Source organism: Rathayibacter sp. PhB152 (genome assembly GCF_003751395.1).
GTDB lineage: Bacteria > Actinomycetota > Actinomycetes > Actinomycetales > Microbacteriaceae > Rathayibacter > Rathayibacter festucae.
On the sequence record NZ_RJUT01000004.1, the window covers coordinates 302,922 to 321,367 of the forward strand.

Here is an 18,446-nt window from a genome sequence, read left to right on the forward strand (position 1 = left end):
TCCTCGCTGGACGAATCGGTGTCGAAGCTGGTGGTGAGCGGGGCCAGAGTGCACAACCTGCGCGATGTCGACCTCGAGATCCCGCGCGACTCGATGGTCGTCTTCACCGGACTGTCCGGGTCGGGCAAATCCTCGCTCGCCTTCGACACGATCTTCGCCGAGGGCCAGCGCCGCTACGTCGAGTCGCTCTCCGCCTACGCGCGGCAGTTCCTCGGCCAGGTCGACCGGCCCGATGTCGACTTCATCGAGGGCCTCAGCCCCGCGGTGTCGATCGACCAGAAGTCGACCAACCGCAACCCGCGCTCGACCGTGGGCACGATCACCGAGATCTTCGACTACATGCGCCTGCTCTGGGCGCGCATCGGGATCCCGCACTGCCCCGTCTGCAGCGAGCCGATCTCTGCGCAGACCGTGCAGCAGATCGCCGATCAGCTGATGGAACTGGAGGAGGGCACCCGCTACCAGATCCTCAGCCCGGTCGTCTCGCAGAAGAAGGGCGAGTTCGTCGACCTCTTCAAGGAGCTGACCGCGGGCGGCTACTCGCGCGCCATGGTCGACGGGAAGCTCATCCAGCTGAGCGAGCCGCCGGTGCTCAAGAAGCAGTACAAGCACGACATCTCCGTCGTCGTCGACCGCCTCGTCGCCGGCCCGGACATCCTCGGCCGCCTGACCGACTCGCTCGAGACGGCCCTGCGCCTCACCGACGGCATCGTGCAGATCAACTTCGTCGACGGCGAGGGCGACGGCGCGTGGACGACGTACTCCGAGAAGCTGTCCTGCCCCAACAACCACCCGATCTCGCTCACCGAGATCGAGCCGCGCACCTTCTCCTTCAACGCCCCCTTTGGCGCCTGCCCCGAGTGCTCCGGCCTCGGCACGCGGATGTCGGTCGACGACGAGCTGCTGCTCGGCGACCCCGACCTCAGCATCGCCGAGGGCGTCATCATCCCGTGGACCACCCAGGGCAAGGGCCTCTTCCAGTACTACGAGAAGCTGCTCGACGGCCTCTCCCGCGACCTCGGCTTCAAGCTGACCACCCCGTGGAAGCGCCTCAGCTCGGAGGTGCAGCAGGCCGTGCTGCACGGCGACAACTTCGAGGTCAAGGTCAAGTGGAAGAACCGCTACGGCCGGGAGATGAGCTACACCTCCGGCTTCGAGGGCGTCGTGCCCTACATCGAGCGGCAGTACGTGCAGGCCGAGACCGACGTGCAGCGCTCGCGCTGGGCGGAGTTCCTCCGCGAGGTCGCCTGCCCCGTCTGCAAGGGCTCGCGCCTCAAGCCCGAGGTGCTCGCCGTGCTCGTGCACGGTGCGAGCATCGCCGACGTCGCCGACCTCAGCCTCGGCGACGCCCAGTCGTTCATGAGCGAGCTCCAGCTGACCCCGCGCGAGGCGACCATCGCCGCGCAGGTGCTCCGCGAGATCCGCGCCCGCCTCGACTTCCTGATCGAGGTCGGGCTCAACTACCTCAACCTCTCCCGCGCGGCCGGCTCGCTCTCGGGCGGCGAGGCGCAGCGCATCCGCCTGGCGACCCAGATCGGCTCCGGCCTCACCGGCGTGCTCTACGTCCTCGACGAGCCGAGCATCGGCCTGCACCAGCGCGACAACCGCCGCCTGATCGACACCCTGATCAAGCTCCGCGACCTCGGCAACACCCTGATCGTGGTCGAGCACGACGAGGACACCATCCGCACCGCGGACTGGATCGTCGACATCGGCCCCGGCGCCGGTGTCAACGGCGGCCGGGTCGTGCACTCCGGCTCCTACGAGTCGCTGCTCGAGAACACGCACTCGCTCACCGGCGACTACATCGCCGGCCGCCGCTCGATCGAGCTGCCGAAGAAGCGCCGCAAGATCGACCGCAAGCGCGTGATCAAGGTCGTCGGCGCGAACGCGAACAACCTGCAGAAGGTCGACGTCGAGTTCCCGCTCGGCACCTTCGTCGCGGTCACCGGTGTCTCCGGCTCCGGCAAGTCGACGCTGGTGAACGACATCCTCTACCGGGTGCTCGCCAACCAGCTCAACGGCGCCCGCAAGGTGCCGGGCAAGCACACCCGCGTCACCGGGCTCGAGAACCTCGACAAGGTCGTGCACGTCGACCAGAACCCGATCGGCCGCACCCCGCGATCCAACCCCGCGACCTACACCGGCGTGTTCGACCGCATCCGCAACCTCTTCGCCGAGACCACCGAGGCGAAGGCCCGCGGCTACCTGCCCGGCCGGTTCAGCTTCAACGTCAAGGGCGGGCGCTGCGAGGCCTGCTCCGGCGACGGCACGATCAAGATCGAGATGAACTTCCTGCCCGACGTCTACGTCGCGTGCGAGGTCTGCGGGGGAGCGCGCTACAACCGCGACACCCTGACCGTGCACTACAAGGGCAAGAGCATCGCCGAGGTGCTCGACATGCCGATCGCCGAGGCGGCCGAGTTCTTCGAGCCGATCACCTCGATCCACCGGTTCCTCAAGACGCTGGTCGAGGTCGGCCTCGGCTACGTCCGGCTCGGGCAGAGCGCGACCACGCTCTCCGGCGGCGAGGCGCAGCGCGTCAAGCTCGCCACCGAGCTGCAGCGCCGCTCGAACGGGCGCAGCGTCTACGTGCTCGACGAGCCGACCACCGGTCTGCACTTCGAGGACGTCCGCAAGCTCCTGCTGGTGCTCAACGGCCTCGTCGACAAGGGCAACACGGTCATCACCATCGAGCACAACCTCGACGTCATCAAGTCGGCCGACTGGCTGATCGACATGGGTCCCGAGGGCGGCGCGGGCGGCGGCCAGGTCGTCGCCATCGGCACCCCCGAGCACGTCGCGAAGGTCGAGGAGAGCCACACCGGCACCTTCCTCGCCGAGATCCTCCCGTGAGCCGCGGCCACCGGTCCGGCGGGGGAGCGGGGGCGCGGGCATGACGCAGACCGTCGACTTCCGGCCGAAGCCGGGCGAGATCCCGACCCTGCCGGGCGTCTACCGCTTCAAGGACGCCCGGGGCCGGGTGCTCTACGTGGGCAAGGCCAAGAACCTCCGGGCCCGGCTCAGCAACTACTTCGCTCCGCTGCCGAGCCTGCACGAGCGCACCCGGCGGATGGTCACCTCGGCGTCCGGCGTCGAGTGGACCGTCGTCGGCACCGACGTCGAGGCGCTGCAGCTCGAGTTCACCTGGATCAACGAGTTCGATCCGCCCTTCAACGTCAAGTTCCGCGACGACAAGTCGTACCCGTACATGGCGGTCACTCTCGGCGACGAGGCGCCGCGGGTGATGGTGACCCGCAACTCGAAGATCCGCGGGGCGCGCTACTTCGGCCCGTACCCGAAGATCTGGGCGATCCACGAGACGATCGACCTGATGATCAAGGCGTTCCCGATCAGGACCTGCAACGACTCCAACTACAAGCGGGCGATGCAGAGCGGGAAGCCCTGCTTCGCCTCGCAGATCGGCCGCTGCGGCGGTCCGTGCTCGCACCGGGTCACCTTCGCGGAGCACCGGGCGATCGTCGACCGCTTCGTCGCGTTCATGGGCAGCCACGACCGCAAGATGATCGGCGAGCTCGAGCGCGAGATGCGCGAGGCCGCCGAGGCGATGCAGTACGAGCGCGCCGGCAAGCTCCGCGACCAGGCCGCGGCGCTCGACGCCGTGCTCGCCAAGAGCGCGGTCGTGCTGAAGGACAACGTCGACGTCGACCTCTACGCGATCGTCCACGACGAGCTGGCCGCCTCGGTGCAGCAGTTCCGCGTGCGCGGCGGCCGGATCCGCGGTGAGCGCGGCTGGGTCGTCGACAAGGAGCTCGACATGAGCACCGCCGAGCTCGTCGACACAGCGCTGCAGGCGGCCTACGAGGGCGGCGACATCCCGCCGCGCGAGGTCGTCGTGCCGGAGCTGCCCGACGACTCCGAGGCGCTCGAGGAGTGGCTGGGCTCCCTCCGCGGCGCCAACGTGCGGCTGCGTGCGGCGCAGCGCGGCGACAAGGCGGCCCTGCTCGAGACCGCGACGCAGAACGCCAAGCACTCGCTGATGCTCTACAAGACCCGGCGGTCGGCGGACTTCACCGCGCGCACGCAGGCCCTGGAGGACATCCGCGACGCGCTCGGCATGGCCGAGGCCCCGCTGCGGATGGAGTGCTACGACGTCTCGCACCTCAGCGGTACGAACATCGTCGCGTCGATGGTCGTCTTCGAGGACGGCCTGGTGCGCAAGGACCAGTACCGCCGGTTCAGCATCGCCGAGTCGACCGACGACACCGAGTCGCTGCACCAGGTGCTGACCCGGCGCCTCGCCTACCTCAAGGAGCCGGCGGAGCCCGCGGAGATCGATCCGGAGACGGGAGAGGCGAAGCGGCGGAAGTTCTCCTACCCCCCGAACCTCCTCATCGTCGACGGCGGGCAGCCGCAGGTCGCGGCCGCCCAGCGCGCGCTGGACGAGTCCGGCGTCACCGGGATCACGCTCTGCGGGATCGCCAAGCGGCTGGAGGAGATCTGGCTGCCCGACTCCGACTTCCCAGTGATCCTGCCGCGCAACAGCGACGCGCTCTTCCTGTTCCAGCGCATCCGGGACGAGGCGCACCGCTTCGCGATCACGCACCAGCGGCAGCGGCGCAAGCGCGACATCTCCTCGCAGCTGGCCGAGATCCCGGGGCTCGGCGGGACGCGGGTGCGCGATCTGCTGAAGCACTTCGGCTCGGTGACCCGCCTGAGGGAGGCCAGCGACGCCGAGATCGCGGAGGTGAAGGGCATCGGGCCGACGCTCGCGGCCGCGATCCACGGGCACCTGCACCCCTGACCTCTCTCCGCGTGGCGCGGGTGGGTCTCGATACGGCCCTGCGGGCCTGCTCGACCAGCATGAAGCGGCTGCTCCACGACCGTACGGCCGCTTCCTGCTGATCGAGCAGCCCGCGCAGCGGGCGCATCGAGATCCTCCCCCCGCCGGGTGCTCCGCTCAGGGCCACACCCTAGGCTGGAGGCCCGCCCTCCCCGAAGGAGGGTCCGCGACCACCCCACACGAGCACGGAGACCCCATGAGCACCGAGAGCGAGCAGCAGAACGTGCTGATCGTCACCGGGATGTCCGGAGCCGGACGATCCACCGCCGCCAACGCGCTGGAGGACCTCGGCTGGTACGTGGTCGACAACCTCCCGCCGCAGATGCTGCGTCCGCTGGTGGACCTCGCCCAGCGCGCGGGTGACACCGTGCCCAAGGTCGCGGCCGTCGTCGACGTCCGCGGGCGCGACTTCTTCGCCGACCTCGGCGAGATCGTGCGCGAGCTGCGCGTCGGCGTCGATCTGCGCGTCGTCTTCCTCGAGGCCGCCGACGCAGCTCTCGTCCGCCGCTTCGAGCAGGTCCGCCGCCCCCACCCGCTGCAGGGGCGCGGCACCCTCCTCGACGGCATCTCCGCCGAGCGGACCCGCCTGGCGCAGCTGCGCGAGTCGGCCGACATCGTGATCGACACCTCCGACCTCAATCCGCATCAGCTCGCGACCACGATCACCGCGCGGTTCGCCGAGGCCGGCCGCGCGGGGCTGCAGATCACCGTGATGAGCTTCGGCTTCAAGTACGGCCTGCCGACCGACGCCGACATGGTCGCGGACGCGCGCTTCCTGCCCAATCCGTACTGGATCCCGGAGCTCCGCCCGCACACCGGTCTCGACGAAGAGGTGAGAGACTACGTGCTGGCCCAGCAGGGCGCGGAGGAGTTCATCGACTCCTACTCGCGCGCCCTCCGGCCGGTGCTCGACGGCTACCAGCGCGAGAACAAGCGCCACGCGACCATCGCCATCGGCTGCACCGGCGGCAAGCACCGCTCGGTCGCCGTCGCCGGCCGCGTCGCGGCCCGACTGGCCGAGCTGCCGGGTGTCGCCGTCAACGTGGCGCACCGCGACCTCGGCCGAGAATGATCCCTGCGCGCTCCGCCGCGCACCCGACGTAAGGAAAGAAGACTCCGTGGCCCTCACTGCAGATGTCAAGGGCGAACTGGTCGCGATCGTCTCGCGCAAGAACACCGTCCGTGCCGCTGAACTGGCGACCATCCTCCGTTTCTCCGGAGGACTGCACATCATCTCGAACCGCCTCGCGGTCGAGGTCGAGCTCGACTCGGCACCCCTGGCCACCCGCGTCCGCCGCGATCTCGCCGAGCTCTACGGAGTCCGCAGCGAGGGCAGCATCGTGTCGGCCGGCGGCTCGCGCCGCACGACCAGCTGGCTCGTCCGGGTCGTCGAGGGCGGCGACACCCTCGCCCGCCAGACCGGTCTGCTCGATCAGCGCGGCCGTCCCGTCCGCGGACTGCCGAACCGGCTGACCACCGGCACCCGCGAGGAGCTCGCCGCCGTCTGGCGCGGGGCCTTCCTCGCGCAGGGCTCGCTCACCGATCCCGGCCGCTCGGCCGCCCTCGAGGTGATCTGCCCCGGCAACGAGGCGGCGATGGCCATCGTGGGCGCGGCCGGCCGCCTCGGCGTCCAGGCCAAGTCCCGCGAGGTGCGGGGCGTGCACCGCGTCGTCGTCCGCGACGGCGAGAGCATCAGCGCGATGCTCACCCTGATGGGCGCGACCTCCACGGTCGCCAGCTGGGAGGAGCTGCGCCAGCGCCGCGAGGTGCGGGCGACCGCCAACCGCCTGGTCAACTTCGACGACGCGAACCTCCGCCGCTCGGCGCAGGCCGCCGTCGCCGCCTGCTCGCGGGTCGAGCGCGCGATGGAGATCCTCGGCGAGGACATCCCCGAGCACCTGCGCTACGCCGGCCGGCTCCGCCTCGCGCACCGCGACGCGAGCCTGGACGAGCTCGGCCACCACGCCGACCCGCCGATGACGAAGGACGCGGTCGCCGGCCGCATCCGCCGCCTGCTCGCGATGGCGGACAAGCGCGCCACCGATCTCGACATCCCCGGCACCGACGCGAACCTCCCCGCCGAGCTCCAGGACCTCTGAGCCCCGCGCGAGCCGACGGGCCGTCGGACGCACGAACGCTGAGTGTCTCCTGGTTGAACGGAGGAAACGCTCCGAGTGCGGAGGGCGGCTCTCACTAGACTGGAAAGGTCGCTCAGGACACCCCGGCACACCCTCCCGCACAGCGGTGGGGGGCCGTGAGACCCGGCGGATCACTGAGGTCGACGACCACGAACAGGAGATCGCACATGGCTGACTACACGCTCGCCGAACTGCCCTACGACTACTCGGCTCTCGAGCCGCACATCAGTGGACGGATCATGGAGCTCCACCACGACAAGCACCACGCGACGTACGTGGCCGGGGCGAACACCGCCCTCGCCGCGCTGCAGGAGGCTCGCGACAGCGACAACCTCGCGAACGTCAACAAGCTCCAGAAGGACCTGGCGTTCAACCTCGCCGGTCACGTGAACCACACCGTGTTCTGGAACAACCTCTCGCCCGACGGAGGCGACAAGCCGACCGGCGAGCTCGCCGCGGCGATCGACGAGAACTTCGGCTCGTTCGACAAGTTCAAGGCCCACTTCACCGCCTCGGCCCTCGGCATCCAGGGCTCCGGCTGGTCGATCCTGGCCTGGGACTCCCTCGGCCAGAAGCTGCTCATCGAGCAGCTCTACGACCACCAGAGCAACCACGCCGCCGCGACCGTGCCGGTCCTGCTGCTGGACATGTGGGAGCACGCCTTCTACCTCGACTACGTCAACGTGAAGGCCGACTACGTCAAGGCGTTCTGGAACATCGTGAACTGGGCGGACGTCTCCGCGCGCTTCGAGAAGGCCCGCCAGAACACTTCCGGCCTCCTGCTACTGTCGTAGCGATTCCGGCGTCCCGGGTCCCGATCCGGGACGCCGCTCTCGCAGCGATCCACACCCTCCACTGCACCGTCGAGGTGCCCTTCCATTCCAGGAGATATCTGTGTCCGTCAAGATCGGCATCAACGGCTTCGGCCGTATCGGCCGTAACTTCCTCCGTGCGGCCCTCGCCAAGGGCAGCGACCTCGAGATCGTCGCGGTCAACGACCTCACCGACAACAAGGCGCTCGCGCACCTCCTGAAGTACGACTCCATCACCGGCCGCCTCGACGCGACCGTGGAGCTGGACGGCGACAAGATCGTCGTCAACGGCAAGCCGATCATCGTGCTCGAGGAGCGCGACCCCGCGAACCTCCCCTGGGGCGAGCTGGGCGTCGACGTCGTCATCGAGTCGACCGGCCGCTTCACCAAGTCGGAGGATGCGCGCAAGCACATCACCGCCGGCGCCAAGAAGGTCATCGTCTCGGCTCCCGCCACCGGCGACGACGTCGCGACCATCGTCCTCGGCGTCAACGAGGGCACCTACGACCCCCAGGTCCACGACATCGTCTCGAACGCGTCGTGCACCACGAACTGCCTCGCGCCGCTCGCCAAGGTCCTGCTCGACAACTTCGGCATCGAGCGCGGTCTGATGACCACGGTCCACGCCTACACCGCCGACCAGAACCTGCAGGACGGCCCGCACAGCGACCTCCGTCGCGCGCGCGCCGCCGCGGTCAACATCATCCCGACGTCGACCGGTGCCGCCAAGGCCCTCGGCCTCGTCATCCCCGAGCTCGTCGGCAAGCTCGACGGCTACGCGCTGCGCGTCCCGGTCCCGACCGGCTCGATCACCGACCTCACGGTCGAGCTGTCGAAGTCGGCCACGGTCGAGGAGATCAACGCGGCCTACAAGGCCGCCGCCGAGGGCGACCTCAAGGGCATCCTCAAGTACACCGAGGACCCGATCGTCTCCAGCGACATCGTCACCGACCCGCACTCCTCGATCTTCGACGCCGGCCTGACCAAGGTCATCGGCAACCAGGTCAAGGTCGCCTCCTGGTACGACAACGAGTGGGGCTACTCCAACCGCCTCGTCGACGTCGCCGAGCTCGTCGCCGGCAAGCTCTGAGTCACGACTCCGTGACGAGTGACACCGTGACGCTCCGCACTCTGGACTCACTGGGCTCCCTCGCCGGCACGCGCGTCGTCGTCCGCTGCGATCTGAACGTCCCCCTGAAGGACGGAACGATCACGGACGACGGCCGCGTGCGCGCGTCGGTGCCCACGCTCCAGCGGCTCGTCGCCGAGGGCGCGCGAGTCGTGGTCGTGAGCCACCTCGGCCGCCCGGACGGCGCCCCCGACTCGAAGTACAGCCTCGCGCCCGTCGCGAAGCGCCTCGGCGAGCTCTTGGACGCCCCCGTCTCGTTCGCCGACGACACGGTCGGCGACTCCGCCTCCGCCGCGGTGGACGCCCTCGAGGACGGCCAGGTCGTCGTGCTCGAGAACCTCCGCTTCAACCCGGGGGAGACCAGCAAGGACGCGGACGAGCGCCGCGCCTTCGCCGAGAAGCTCGCCGCCTTCGGCGACGCGTTCGTCTCCGACGGCTTCGGCGTCGTGCACCGCAAGCAGGCGAGCGTCTACGAGCTCGCCCAGCTGCTGCCCAGCGCCGCCGGAACCCTGATCGCCGCCGAGCTCGAGGTCCTGGACCGCCTGACCGAGAAGCCGGAGCGCCCCTACACGGTCGTCCTCGGCGGCTCGAAGGTCTCGGACAAGCTCGGCGTCATCGACCACCTGCTCCCGCGGGTCGACTCGATCCTCATCGGCGGCGGCATGCTCTTCACCTTCCTCAAGGCCCAGGGCCACGAGGTCGGCAAGAGCCTGCTCGAGGCCGACCAGATCGACACCGTCCTCGGCTACCTCGCGAAGGCGAAGGAGCTCGGGGTGGAGATCGTCGTCCCCACGGACGTCGTCGTCGCCTCGAAGTTCGGAGCGGACGCCGAGTACGTGACGGCTCCCGCCGACGCGATCGTGGACACCGCCTTCGGCGCGGACGGCCTCGGTCTCGACATCGGGCCCGACACCGCGAAGCGGTTCGCCGAGGTCGTCGCGGCCTCGAAGACCGTGTTCTGGAACGGACCGATGGGCGTCTTCGAGCTCGAGCCGTTCGCGGCCGGCACGAAGGCCGTCGCCCAGGCCCTCGCCGAGGTCGACGGACTCAGCGTCGTCGGCGGCGGAGACTCGGCCGCCGCGGTGCGCGCCCTCGGCTTCGAGGACGGGCAGTTCGGCCACATCTCGACGGGAGGCGGAGCCAGCCTCGAATTCCTCGAGGGGAAGCGCCTCCCCGGACTGGAGGTCCTCGGATGGCAGTGACATCCCGCATCCCGCTCATCGCCGGCAACTGGAAGATGAACCTGGACCACCTCCAGGCCATCGCCTTCGTCCAGAAGCTCGCGTGGAGCCTCAAGGACGCCGACCACGACTTCGACGGCGTCGAGGTCGCGGTGTTCCCGCCGTTCACCGATCTGCGCCCCGTGCAGATCCTCGTCGACTCCGACAAGCTGCCGCTCAAGTACGGCGCGCAGGACCTGTCGAAGTTCGACAGCGGGGCCTACACCGGTGAGATCTCCGGCCAGTTCCTCAAGCAGCTCGACTGCGACTACGTCATCGTCGGCCACTCGGAGCGTCGCACGCTCCACGGCGAGACCGACGCGGACATCGCTGCGAAGACGGCCGCGGCCGTCAAGCACGGCGTGCCGCCGATCGTCTGCGTCGGCGAGACCGCCGAGGACCTCGAGAAGCACGGTCCGTCCGCGGTGCCGGTCGCGCAGCTGAAGGAGGCCCTCACCGGCCTGCCAGCGGACGCCGACCTCGTCGTCGCGTACGAGCCCGTCTGGGCCATCGGCTCCGGACAGGCCGCCACGCCCGAGCAGGCCCAGCAGGTCTGCAAGGCCCTCCGCGACGTCGTCGCCGACATCCTCGGCGCCGACACCGCGGCGAAGACGCGCATCCTCTACGGCGGCTCCGTCAAGTCCGGCAACATCGCCGGCTTCATGCGCGAGCCCGACGTCGACGGCGCCCTCGTCGGAGGCGCCAGCCTCCAGGTCGAGGAATTCGCTGCGATCGCGCGGTTCCGCAACCACGTGGGCGTCTGACGCTCTGATGCAGAAGGGGTGGGCCCACGGGCCCACCCCTTCTGTCGTTTCGGTGTCCAGTCTCTGGGCGCGGGGTTCCGGAACCGTGCTCTCTTCCAGGCCGCTCCCTGCGCGGCCTGGCGCAGTCGGCTCCTTGAGGTGGTCGCGTCCCTCAGAGCGTCCTGCGTCCGGCCACGACGATTCGCTGGCACGCGAATCGCCGGTTGCCCTCGCCGCCGCACGGCTGGTCGTTCACTCGGTCTTCCGTCTCCGCGGGACTTCTCACCCAAGTGCTGGTTGGGGGGGCCTCGCGCGTGCGCGGGCGGAGGGGATGGCCTCGTCGCGGCGACAGGCTCGGGTCTGGCGGGCGCTCCGCAGGAGCGCGGGAAGGCGCCGCGACGAGGCCGTCCCCTCCGCCCCTCACCAGAAGTCGCACCCCTCGCATATACAGCGGACAGAACACAGGGCGACGCGATTCCCCGGGGGTTCGCAGGCGCCGTTATACTCGTCGAGGCGTGCAACGCGCCAGAACTTCGAAAGGTACCGCGTGGACATCCTCCAGGTCGTGCTCCAGGTCGTCCTGGGCATCACGAGCCTCCTGCTCACCATGCTGATCCTGCTCCACAAGGGGCGCGGCGGCGGACTGTCCGACATGTTCGGCGGTGGAGTCACCTCGAACCTCGGTGCCTCGGGCGTCGCAGAGCGCAACCTGAACCGCATCACCGTGATCCTCGGCCTCGTCTGGCTGGCCTGCATCGTGGTGCTCGGTCTCATCACCAAGTTCGACACCGGAGCATAGGGGTAAACGGAATGGCATCAGGCGGCAGTGCAATCCGCGGTTCGCGCGTCGGCGCGGGACCCATGGGCGAGCAGGACCGGGGCTACCACGCCGAGCGCGTCGCGGTCTCCTACTGGGACGCCCTCGGCAACGAGACGGTGCGCCACTTCTCGGCGGCCCTCCCCGAGGACGAGATCCCCGAGGTGATCGACTCCCCGCAGTCCGGTCTCCCCGCCGGGCGCGACCGGGCGAACCCGCCCCAGGTCGCGAAGTCGGAGCCCTACAAGACGCACCTCGCGTACGTGAAGGAGCGCCGCACCGAGGCCGAGGCCGCTCAGCTCCTCGAGGAGGCGCTGCAGCAGCTGCGCGCCCGCCGGGGCACCGCGACCCCCTCCTGAGCACCGCCGGCCGCAGGGCCGGTGCAACGACGAAGGGCCCGTCCTCCAGAGGAGGCGGGCCCTTCGTCGTTCCCGGACGAGCCGGGGAGAGCTCAGTAGCTCGGCGCGATCAGCGACTCGGGCACCTCAGCCGCGGCCTCCTGGTCGACGAAGAACACCGTGCGCTTGCGGCCGAACGCGCCGGCTGCCGGCACCTCGTTCGTGCTCGCGCCCGCGAGGGCGAGCCCGAGTGCGGACGCCTTGTCGGCGCCGGCGAGGACCATCCAGATCCGGTCGGACTGGTTGATCAGCGGCAGGGTGAGCGTGAGGCGCTCGGGCGGCGGCTTGGGGGAGTTGCGGACCGCCAGCACTCCCGGCTGCGGGTGGCGGATGGCCGAGCGCTCCGGGAAGAGCGAGGCGATGTGGCCGTCGGGGCCGACCCCGAGGAAGGTGATGTCGAAGCGCGGGTAGTCGCGGCCCTCGGTCGCGTGCGCGCGGAGCTCGGCGTCATAGGCGGCGGCCGCGCCGTCGAGGTCGAGGCCCTCGTCGGACGCGGGGTAGGAGTGCACGTTCTCGGTCGGCACCTCGAGACGCTCGAAGAGGTCGCCCGCCTGCACGTCGTTGCGGTCCTCGTGGCCGCGGGGCACCCAGCGCTCGTCGCCCCACCAGAAGTGCACGCGGGTCCAGTCGACGTTGCCCGCGGCGGAGGAGCCGCCGATCTCCTTGAGAGTCGCCGCCCCCATCGTCCCGCCGGTGAGGACCACGTTCGCCGTGCCCAGGTCGTCGAGGATGTCGATCGTCTTCGTCAGGAAGCGCGCGGCGACCGAGCCTGCGAGGGTCTGCTTGTCTCGGTGGACGAGCACACGGCGGTCAGTGGTCATCGGGGTCTCCTTCGGGTCGGTCGCCATCGGCGGATGGCCGTCTCCCCGGCCGCCGCGCCTGGCGTGCAGGGTGCGGCGGCCGGGGAGTGCGGCGGTGTCAGGACGCGCTGCGAGCGTCGTTCTTCTCGGTGAGCATGTCCACACCGCGCGAGATCACTTCACCGTACAGGTCATCCGGGTCGAGCCTGCGCAGCTCCTCCGCCAGGCAGTCGCGGAGGCTCCGGCGTGGCAGGGAGATGTCGTGAACGGGCTGGTCCGGCTGCGTCAGCGTCGCGACGTTCGGGATCGAGCGTTCGAGCTCGATCACGCCGGATTCGCGGAAGAGGCGCACCCCGTGGATCCCGCTGGACCCGGTCGCACTGATGGTGAGCTCGTGGTCGACGGGGATGTCGAGCTCGAGCTGCAGCCAGGCGGCGAGCAGGATCGTCGAGGGGGAGTCGGGCGCACCGGAGACCTCGACGGCCGTGATCGGCTCGTACGGCGGCTGGTCGAGCACCGCGGCGAGCTGGGCGCGCCACAGGGTGAGGCGCGTCCAGGCGAAGTCGGTGTCGCCGGGGGCGTAGGTCGAGGCCAGGTGGTGCAGAGCCTCGGCCGGGTTGGACTGCGCGGAGGCGTCGGTGATCCGGCGCGTCGCGATGCGGCCGATCGGCGACTTCGAGGCGCTGTCGGGCGCGCTGTTCGGCCACCAGGCGACCACGGGCGCGTCGGGGAGCAGGAGCCCGGTGACCAGGCTCTCCTCGTCCGTCGCGGCGTCGCCGAACGGGCGGAGCACGACGACCTCGCTCGCACCGGCGTCGCCACCCACGCGGATCTGCGCGTCGACGCGCGGGGTGGCGTCGACGGGGACCGTGGTCAGGCCGTCGTCCTTCGAGACGACGATGACGCGCATCGGGTGCTCGCGGGACGCGTCGTTGGCGGCGTCGATCGCCTCCTCCTCGTGACCCCGGGAGGTCGCGATGATGAGGGTGAGCACGCGGCCGAGGGCGACGGCGCCGCCCTCCTCGCGGATCTTGACGAGGGTCTTCGAGACCTCGCTCGTCGTGGTGTCGGGCAGATCGACGATCACGGGCGCCTCCAGGTGCGGCCGTCGCGAGCGAGGAGCTCGTCGGCGGATTCGGGGCCCCAGGTTCCGGGGCGGTACTGCTCGGGCTGGCCCTGCGTGGCCCAGTACTCCTCGATCGGGTCGAGGATCTTCCAGGAGAGCTCGACCTCCTCGTGCCGCGGGAAGAGCGGCGGCTCGCCGAGGAGGACGTCGAGGATCAGACGCTCGTAGGCCTCGGGGCTCGCCTCGGTGAAGGCGTGTCCGTAGCCGAAGTCCATCGTGACGTCGCGGACCTGCATGCCCGCGCCGGGCACCTTCGAGCCGAAGCGCATGGTGACGCCCTCGTCGGGCTGCACGCGGATGACCAGGGCGTTCTGCCCGAGCGAGGTGGTCTGGCTCTCGGCGAAGAGCTGCTGCGGCGCGCGCTTGAAGACCACGGCGATCTCCGTGACGCGGCGGCCCAGGCGCTTGCCCGCGCGCAGGTAGAACGGCACGCCGGCCCAGCGGCGGGTGCCGATGTCCAGGCGCATCGCGGCGAAGGTCTCGGTCGTCGAGGTCGGGCTCATGCCGTCCTCCTCGAGGAAGCCGAGCACCTTCTCGCCGCCCTGCCAGCCGCCGGAGTACTGCCCGCGGGCGGTGACGGTCGAGAGGTCCTTCGGCAGCCGGACGGCCGCGAGGACCTTCTCCTTCTCGGCGCGGAGGTCCGCGGCGTCGAACGAGATCGGCTCCTCCATCGCCGTGAGGGCGAGCAGCTGGAGCAGGTGGTTCTGGATGACGTCGCGCGCGGCGCCGATGCCGTCGTAGTAGCCGGCGCGGCCGCCCACTCCGATGTCCTCGGCCATGGTGATCTGCACGTGGTCGACGTAGTTCGAGTTCCAGAGCGGCTCGTACATCATGTTGGCGAAGCGCAGCGCCAGGATGTTCTGCACCGTCTCCTTGCCGAGGTAGTGGTCGATGCGGAAGACGGAGTCCGGCGGGAAGACCGACTCGACGACGGCGTTGAGCTCGCGTGCGGTCTTCAGGTCGCTGCCGAAGGGCTTCTCGATGACGACGCGGCGCCACTGGCCGTCCTTCTGCTCCGCGAGGCCCGAGTTGCGCAGCTGCTCGGTGACCTGGGGGAAGGACTTCGGCGGGATCGAGAGGTAGAAGGCGAAGTTGCCGTTCGTGCCGCGCTCGCGGTCGAGCTCGTCGACCGTCGTCTTCAGGCGGCTGAACGCCTCGGGGTCGTCGAACTCGCCCTGCACGAAGCGGATGCCCTGCGCGAGCTGGGTCCAGACCTCCTCGTGGAACTCGGTGCGCGCGTGCTTCTTGACGGAGTCGTGCACGACCTTCTCGAAGTCCTGGTCGTCCCAGTCGCGCCGGGCGAAGCCGACGAGCGCGAATCCGGGCGGCAGCAGGCCGCGGTTGGCGAGGTCGTAGACCGCCGGCATGAGCTTCTTGCGGGAGAGATCGCCGGTGACGCCGAAGATGACGAGGCCGCTCGGCCCCGCGATCCGGTTCAGCCGGCGGTCGAAGCTCAACCGCAGCGGGTTGAACTCGGGAGTGATGTCCACAGACATGTGCAGTGTCCTTCTGTGTGCCGCGGTCCGGCGGAGCCGGCGCCTCGGCGCACTGCTATCGGTGACGGAGGGGGAGTGGTGACGCCTGCCCGCTCCGCTGAGGGCTTGCGAGCGCGGTCGGGGCGGATCGCGCGGACGACCGCGGGCGCGGCGCCCCGCCTCCCGGAGGAGGACGGGACGCCGCGCCCGGCGGATCAGGTGTTGAGCGCCTCGAAGAGGGCCTCGAGGTCGGCCTCGGGGTCCGTCAGGGTCAGCGTCAGGACCGGGCGGCCGTGCTCGGCGAGCACGCTCGCGTCGCCCGCGGCCTGGGCCTGGATCAGCTGGCCGAAGGTGAACGGGCTCTCGGGGATCTCGAGATCCGTGCTCGCGCGCTCGGCGATCTGGAGGAAGACGCCGGTCGGCGCTCCGCCCTTGTGGTACTGACCGGTCGAGTGCAGGAAGCGCGGGCCCCAGCCGAAGGTCACCGGACGCTTCGACTGCGCGGCGAGGAGGTCGCGGACGCCCTCCAGCTGCGGCAGCGCGAGGCGGTCGACGTAGGCCTGGATCGACACGTAGCCGCCCTCGCCCAGCTGGGCGAGGAGGCGGTCGACAGCGGCGGCGATGGTCGAGACGCCCTCGGTGACGTTCGACGTGCCGGTCACCTCGATGCCCGCGTCCGTGAAGGCCGGGGTCGCCGGCTCCGGGCGCTTCTCGAGCAGGGCCCGGGTCGCGACCTTCGCCGACTCGACGTCGGGCTGGTCGAACGGGTTGATCCCGAGCAGGCGCCCGGCGACCGCGACCGCGTACTCCCAGGTCAGCATCTGCGCGCCGAGCGAGCCGGACAGGAGGATCTCGCCCTCGTGCCGGTCGCGCGGGAACAGGTGCAGCGCGCTCGCGTCCTCGACCAGGCGGACGACCTGCACGTCGGCGAGGTCCTCCGACAGCTCGGGGGCGAGGGTGCCGAGGACGACGGGGAGGATGCCCGTGCCGTCCTTGCCGGTGGACTCGGCGATGAGCTGCTCGGCCCAGTCGGCGAAGCCGACGATGTGCGTGCCGTCGGCCACGATCGCGAGCTTGTCGCGGCGGGGGCTGGTGGCGGCGATCGCGGCGCCGAGGAGCAGACCCGGGTTCTCCGGGGTGTCCACGGCCAGGCCGAGGGACGCCTCCGCCGCCTCGTCGAGGAGGGCCTCGATGTCGGCGCCGGCGAGTCCGGACGGCACGAGGCCGAACGCGGAGAGCGCCGAGAAGCGGCCGCCGATGTTCGGGTCGGCGTTGAAGACCCGATAGCCGGCCTCGCGCGAGGACGAGTCGAGCGGCGAGCCGGGGTCGGTCACGATGACGATGCGGTCGAGCGGGTCGATGCCGGCCTCGGTGAACGCCTTCTCGTAGGCCTTCTTCTGGCTGGCGGTCTCGACCGTCGAGCCGGACTTGGACGAGATGACGACCGCGGTCGACGCGAGGCGGTCGTTCAGGGCCGCGAGGACCTGCCCGGGCGCGGTGGAGTCGAGCACGGTGAGCTCGACTCCGGCGGTCCGGGTGATGACCTCGGGCGCGAGCGAGGAGCCGCCCATGCCGCCGAGCACGATGTGGTCGATGCCCTTGGCCTGGAACTCCTCGCGGAGCGCCAGGATCTCGGGGATCAGCGGGCGGGAGACGGTGGTCGACTCGGTCCAGCCGAGGCGCTTCGCCGACTCCTCCTCGGCCGCCGCACCCCAGAGGGTCGGGACCTGGGCGGTGATGCCCGAGGCGACCTCGTCGGCGACGAGCTCTGGCACGACGCGGTCGGCGGCCTTCTCGGCGTCGCCGCTGAGGTGGATCTGGATCGTCATGCTCAGGCCTTCGCCTTCGCGCCCTCGAGCGCGGCGGTGACGGTGTCGAGCAGCTCGTTCCAGGAGACGACGAACTTCTCGACGCCCTCCTTCTCGAGCAGCTCGGTGACCTCGGCGTAGGAGACGCCCTGCGCGGCGACGGCGTCGAGGACGGCGTTGGCGTCGGCGTAGGAGCCGGTCACCGTGTCGCCGGCGATGACGCCGTGGTCGAAGGTCGCCTCGAGGGTCTTCTCGGGCATCGTGTTGACGACGCCCGCCGCGACCAGCTCGGTCACGTAGAGGGTGTCGGGGAGGTCGGTCGACTTGACGCCGGTCGAAGCCCACAGCGGACGCTGGCGGTTGGCGCCGGACTCCTGCAGGAGCAGCGCGCGCTCGGTGGCGAACGCCTCGACGAAGACCTCGTAGGCGAGCTGCGCGTTGGCGACGCCGGCCTTGCTCTTCAGCGCGAGGGCCTCGTCGGTGCCGACGGCCTCGAGACGCTTGTCGATCTCGGTGTCGACGCGCGACACGAAGAACGAGGCGACGGAGTGGATGGTCGACAGGTCGATGCCGGCGTCCTTGGCCTTCTCGAGGCCGGCCAGGTACGCGTTGATGACGGCGCGGTAGCGGGCGAGCGAGAAGATCAGCGTGACGTTGACCGAGATGCCGGAGCCGATGGCCTCGGTGATGGCCTCGAGGCCCTCGACGGTCGCGGGGATCTTGATCATCGCGTTCGGGCGGTCGACCTTGGCCCAGAGGGCCTTGGCCTGCTCGATGGTGCCCTGCGCGTCGTGCGCCAGGCCCGGCTCGACCTCGATCGAGACGCGGCCGTCGTAGCCGTTCGTCGCGTCGTAGATCGGGCGGAAGACGTCGGAGGCGGCGGCGACGTCGTCGGTGGTGATCGCGAAGACCGCGTCGGTCACCGAGGTGTCGGCGGCGGCGAGCTCCTCGACCTGCTCGTCGTAGGACTCGCCCTTGGCGAGGGCCGCGGCGAAGATCGTGGGGTTGGTGGTGACTCCGACGACGTTCTTCTCGTCGATGAGCTTCTGCAGCCCGCCGCTCGAGATGCGCGAGCGCGACAGGTCGTCGAGCCAGATGCTGACGCCGGCGGCGGAGAGGTCTGCGGTGGGGGTGTTCTCGGTCATGTCTCTTCTTCTCGTTCGATGGTGCGGGTCG

General features: G+C 70.3%; 15 protein-coding genes. 10 read left to right on the top strand and 5 right to left on the bottom strand.

Annotated elements, in window-relative coordinates; all coding sequences use genetic code 11:
* Positions 1 to 6 precede the first annotated feature (6 nt).
* From uvrA to EDF36_RS11400, 10 genes are all read left to right on the top strand, one after another.
* The gene (gene uvrA, locus EDF36_RS11355) at positions 7 to 2,856 is read left to right on the top strand and encodes an excinuclease ABC subunit UvrA (RefSeq protein ID WP_123733335.1); all 2,850 of its coding nucleotides are present in this window, start codon (positions 7 to 9) and stop codon (positions 2,854 to 2,856) included.
* Between the two features lie 40 nt (positions 2,857 to 2,896).
* Positions 2,897 to 4,765: an excinuclease ABC subunit UvrC gene (gene uvrC / locus EDF36_RS11360; RefSeq protein WP_123733083.1), complete on the top strand. Its 1,869-nt coding sequence runs from the start codon at positions 2,897 to 2,899 to the stop codon at positions 4,763 to 4,765.
* Positions 4,766 to 5,000: 235 nt separating this feature from the next.
* Positions 5,001 to 5,876 carry an RNase adapter RapZ gene (rapZ, locus tag EDF36_RS11365; RefSeq protein WP_123704315.1) on the top strand — a complete coding sequence of 292 codons (876 nt, stop codon included), beginning with the start codon at positions 5,001 to 5,003 and terminating at the stop codon, positions 5,874 to 5,876.
* 46 nt (positions 5,877 to 5,922) lie between these two features.
* The gene (whiA, locus tag EDF36_RS11370; protein ID WP_123446265.1) at positions 5,923 to 6,903 is read left to right on the top strand and encodes a DNA-binding protein WhiA; all 981 of its coding nucleotides are present in this window, start codon (positions 5,923 to 5,925) and stop codon (positions 6,901 to 6,903) included.
* A 206-nt stretch (positions 6,904 to 7,109) separates the two neighbouring features.
* Positions 7,110 to 7,736: a superoxide dismutase gene (locus EDF36_RS11375; protein WP_123733084.1), complete on the top strand. Its 627-nt coding sequence runs from the start codon at positions 7,110 to 7,112 to the stop codon at positions 7,734 to 7,736.
* Between the two features lie 100 nt (positions 7,737 to 7,836).
* On the top strand, positions 7,837 to 8,844 hold the full coding sequence (gene gap, locus EDF36_RS11380; RefSeq protein ID WP_123446267.1) for a type I glyceraldehyde-3-phosphate dehydrogenase: 1,008 nt from the start codon (positions 7,837 to 7,839) through the stop codon (positions 8,842 to 8,844).
* 26 nt (positions 8,845 to 8,870) lie between these two features.
* Positions 8,871 to 10,085, top strand: coding sequence for a phosphoglycerate kinase (locus EDF36_RS11385; RefSeq protein ID WP_123733085.1), 1,215 nt, complete (start codon positions 8,871 to 8,873; stop codon positions 10,083 to 10,085).
* Positions 10,076 to 10,867, top strand: coding sequence for a triose-phosphate isomerase (gene tpiA / locus EDF36_RS11390; protein ID WP_123733086.1), 792 nt, complete (start codon positions 10,076 to 10,078; stop codon positions 10,865 to 10,867). The genes EDF36_RS11385 and tpiA overlap by 10 nt, the downstream gene beginning before the upstream one ends.
* Before the next feature lie 526 nt (positions 10,868 to 11,393).
* Positions 11,394 to 11,645 carry a preprotein translocase subunit SecG gene (secG, locus tag EDF36_RS11395; protein WP_123733087.1) on the top strand — a complete coding sequence of 84 codons (252 nt, stop codon included), beginning with the start codon at positions 11,394 to 11,396 and terminating at the stop codon, positions 11,643 to 11,645.
* Positions 11,646 to 11,656: 11 nt separating this feature from the next.
* On the top strand, positions 11,657 to 12,022 hold the full coding sequence (locus tag EDF36_RS11400; RefSeq protein ID WP_123446271.1) for an RNA polymerase-binding protein RbpA: 366 nt from the start codon (positions 11,657 to 11,659) through the stop codon (positions 12,020 to 12,022).
* Between the two features lie 92 nt (positions 12,023 to 12,114).
* Here the strand turns inward: EDF36_RS11400 and pgl are convergent, their stop codons facing one another.
* The 5 genes from pgl to tal all read right to left on the bottom strand — a co-directional run bounded on the left by pgl (position 12,115) and on the right by tal (position 18,415).
* Complete coding sequence (pgl, locus tag EDF36_RS11405) at positions 12,115 to 12,882, bottom strand: 6-phosphogluconolactonase (RefSeq protein ID WP_123704869.1); 768 nt, start codon at positions 12,880 to 12,882, stop codon at positions 12,115 to 12,117.
* Between the two features lie 97 nt (positions 12,883 to 12,979).
* Positions 12,980 to 13,948 (bottom strand): glucose-6-phosphate dehydrogenase assembly protein OpcA, encoded by a 969-nt coding sequence (locus EDF36_RS11410; protein ID WP_123446272.1) that lies wholly within the window; start codon positions 13,946 to 13,948, stop codon positions 12,980 to 12,982.
* Positions 13,945 to 15,483, bottom strand: a complete 1,539-nt coding sequence (gene zwf, locus EDF36_RS11415; RefSeq protein WP_123733088.1) for a glucose-6-phosphate dehydrogenase — start codon at positions 15,481 to 15,483, stop codon at positions 13,945 to 13,947. The genes EDF36_RS11410 and zwf overlap by 4 nt, the downstream gene beginning before the upstream one ends.
* Positions 15,484 to 15,677: 194 nt before the next feature.
* Positions 15,678 to 17,291, bottom strand: coding sequence for a glucose-6-phosphate isomerase (locus tag EDF36_RS11420; RefSeq protein WP_123704305.1), 1,614 nt, complete (start codon positions 17,289 to 17,291; stop codon positions 15,678 to 15,680).
* A 2-nt stretch (positions 17,292 to 17,293) separates the two neighbouring features.
* Positions 17,294 to 18,415 carry a transaldolase gene (gene tal / locus EDF36_RS11425; protein WP_123446275.1) on the bottom strand — a complete coding sequence of 374 codons (1,122 nt, stop codon included), beginning with the start codon at positions 18,413 to 18,415 and terminating at the stop codon, positions 17,294 to 17,296.
* Positions 18,416 to 18,446 lie beyond the last annotated feature (31 nt).

Excerpts from the sequence above, each read along its gene's own strand:
- zwf (WP_123733088.1), bottom strand. The coding sequence starts at position 15,483 with ATGTCTGTGGACATCACTCCCGAGTTCAACCCGCTGCGGTTGAGCTTC.
- pgl (WP_123704869.1), bottom strand. The coding sequence starts at position 12,882 with ATGACCACTGACCGCCGTGTGCTCGTCCACCGAGACAAGCAGACCCTC.
- rapZ (WP_123704315.1), top strand. The coding sequence starts at position 5,001 with ATGAGCACCGAGAGCGAGCAGCAGAACGTGCTGATCGTCACCGGGATG.
- EDF36_RS11375 (WP_123733084.1), top strand. The coding sequence starts at position 7,110 with ATGGCTGACTACACGCTCGCCGAACTGCCCTACGACTACTCGGCTCTC.
- tpiA (WP_123733086.1), top strand. The coding sequence starts at position 10,076 with ATGGCAGTGACATCCCGCATCCCGCTCATCGCCGGCAACTGGAAGATG.
- EDF36_RS11420 (WP_123704305.1), bottom strand. The coding sequence starts at position 17,291 with ATGACGATCCAGATCCACCTCAGCGGCGACGCCGAGAAGGCCGCCGAC.
- tal (WP_123446275.1), bottom strand. The coding sequence starts at position 18,415 with ATGACCGAGAACACCCCCACCGCAGACCTCTCCGCCGCCGGCGTCAGC.
- uvrC (WP_123733083.1), top strand. The coding sequence starts at position 2,897 with ATGACGCAGACCGTCGACTTCCGGCCGAAGCCGGGCGAGATCCCGACC.
- EDF36_RS11400 (WP_123446271.1), top strand. The coding sequence starts at position 11,657 with ATGGCATCAGGCGGCAGTGCAATCCGCGGTTCGCGCGTCGGCGCGGGA.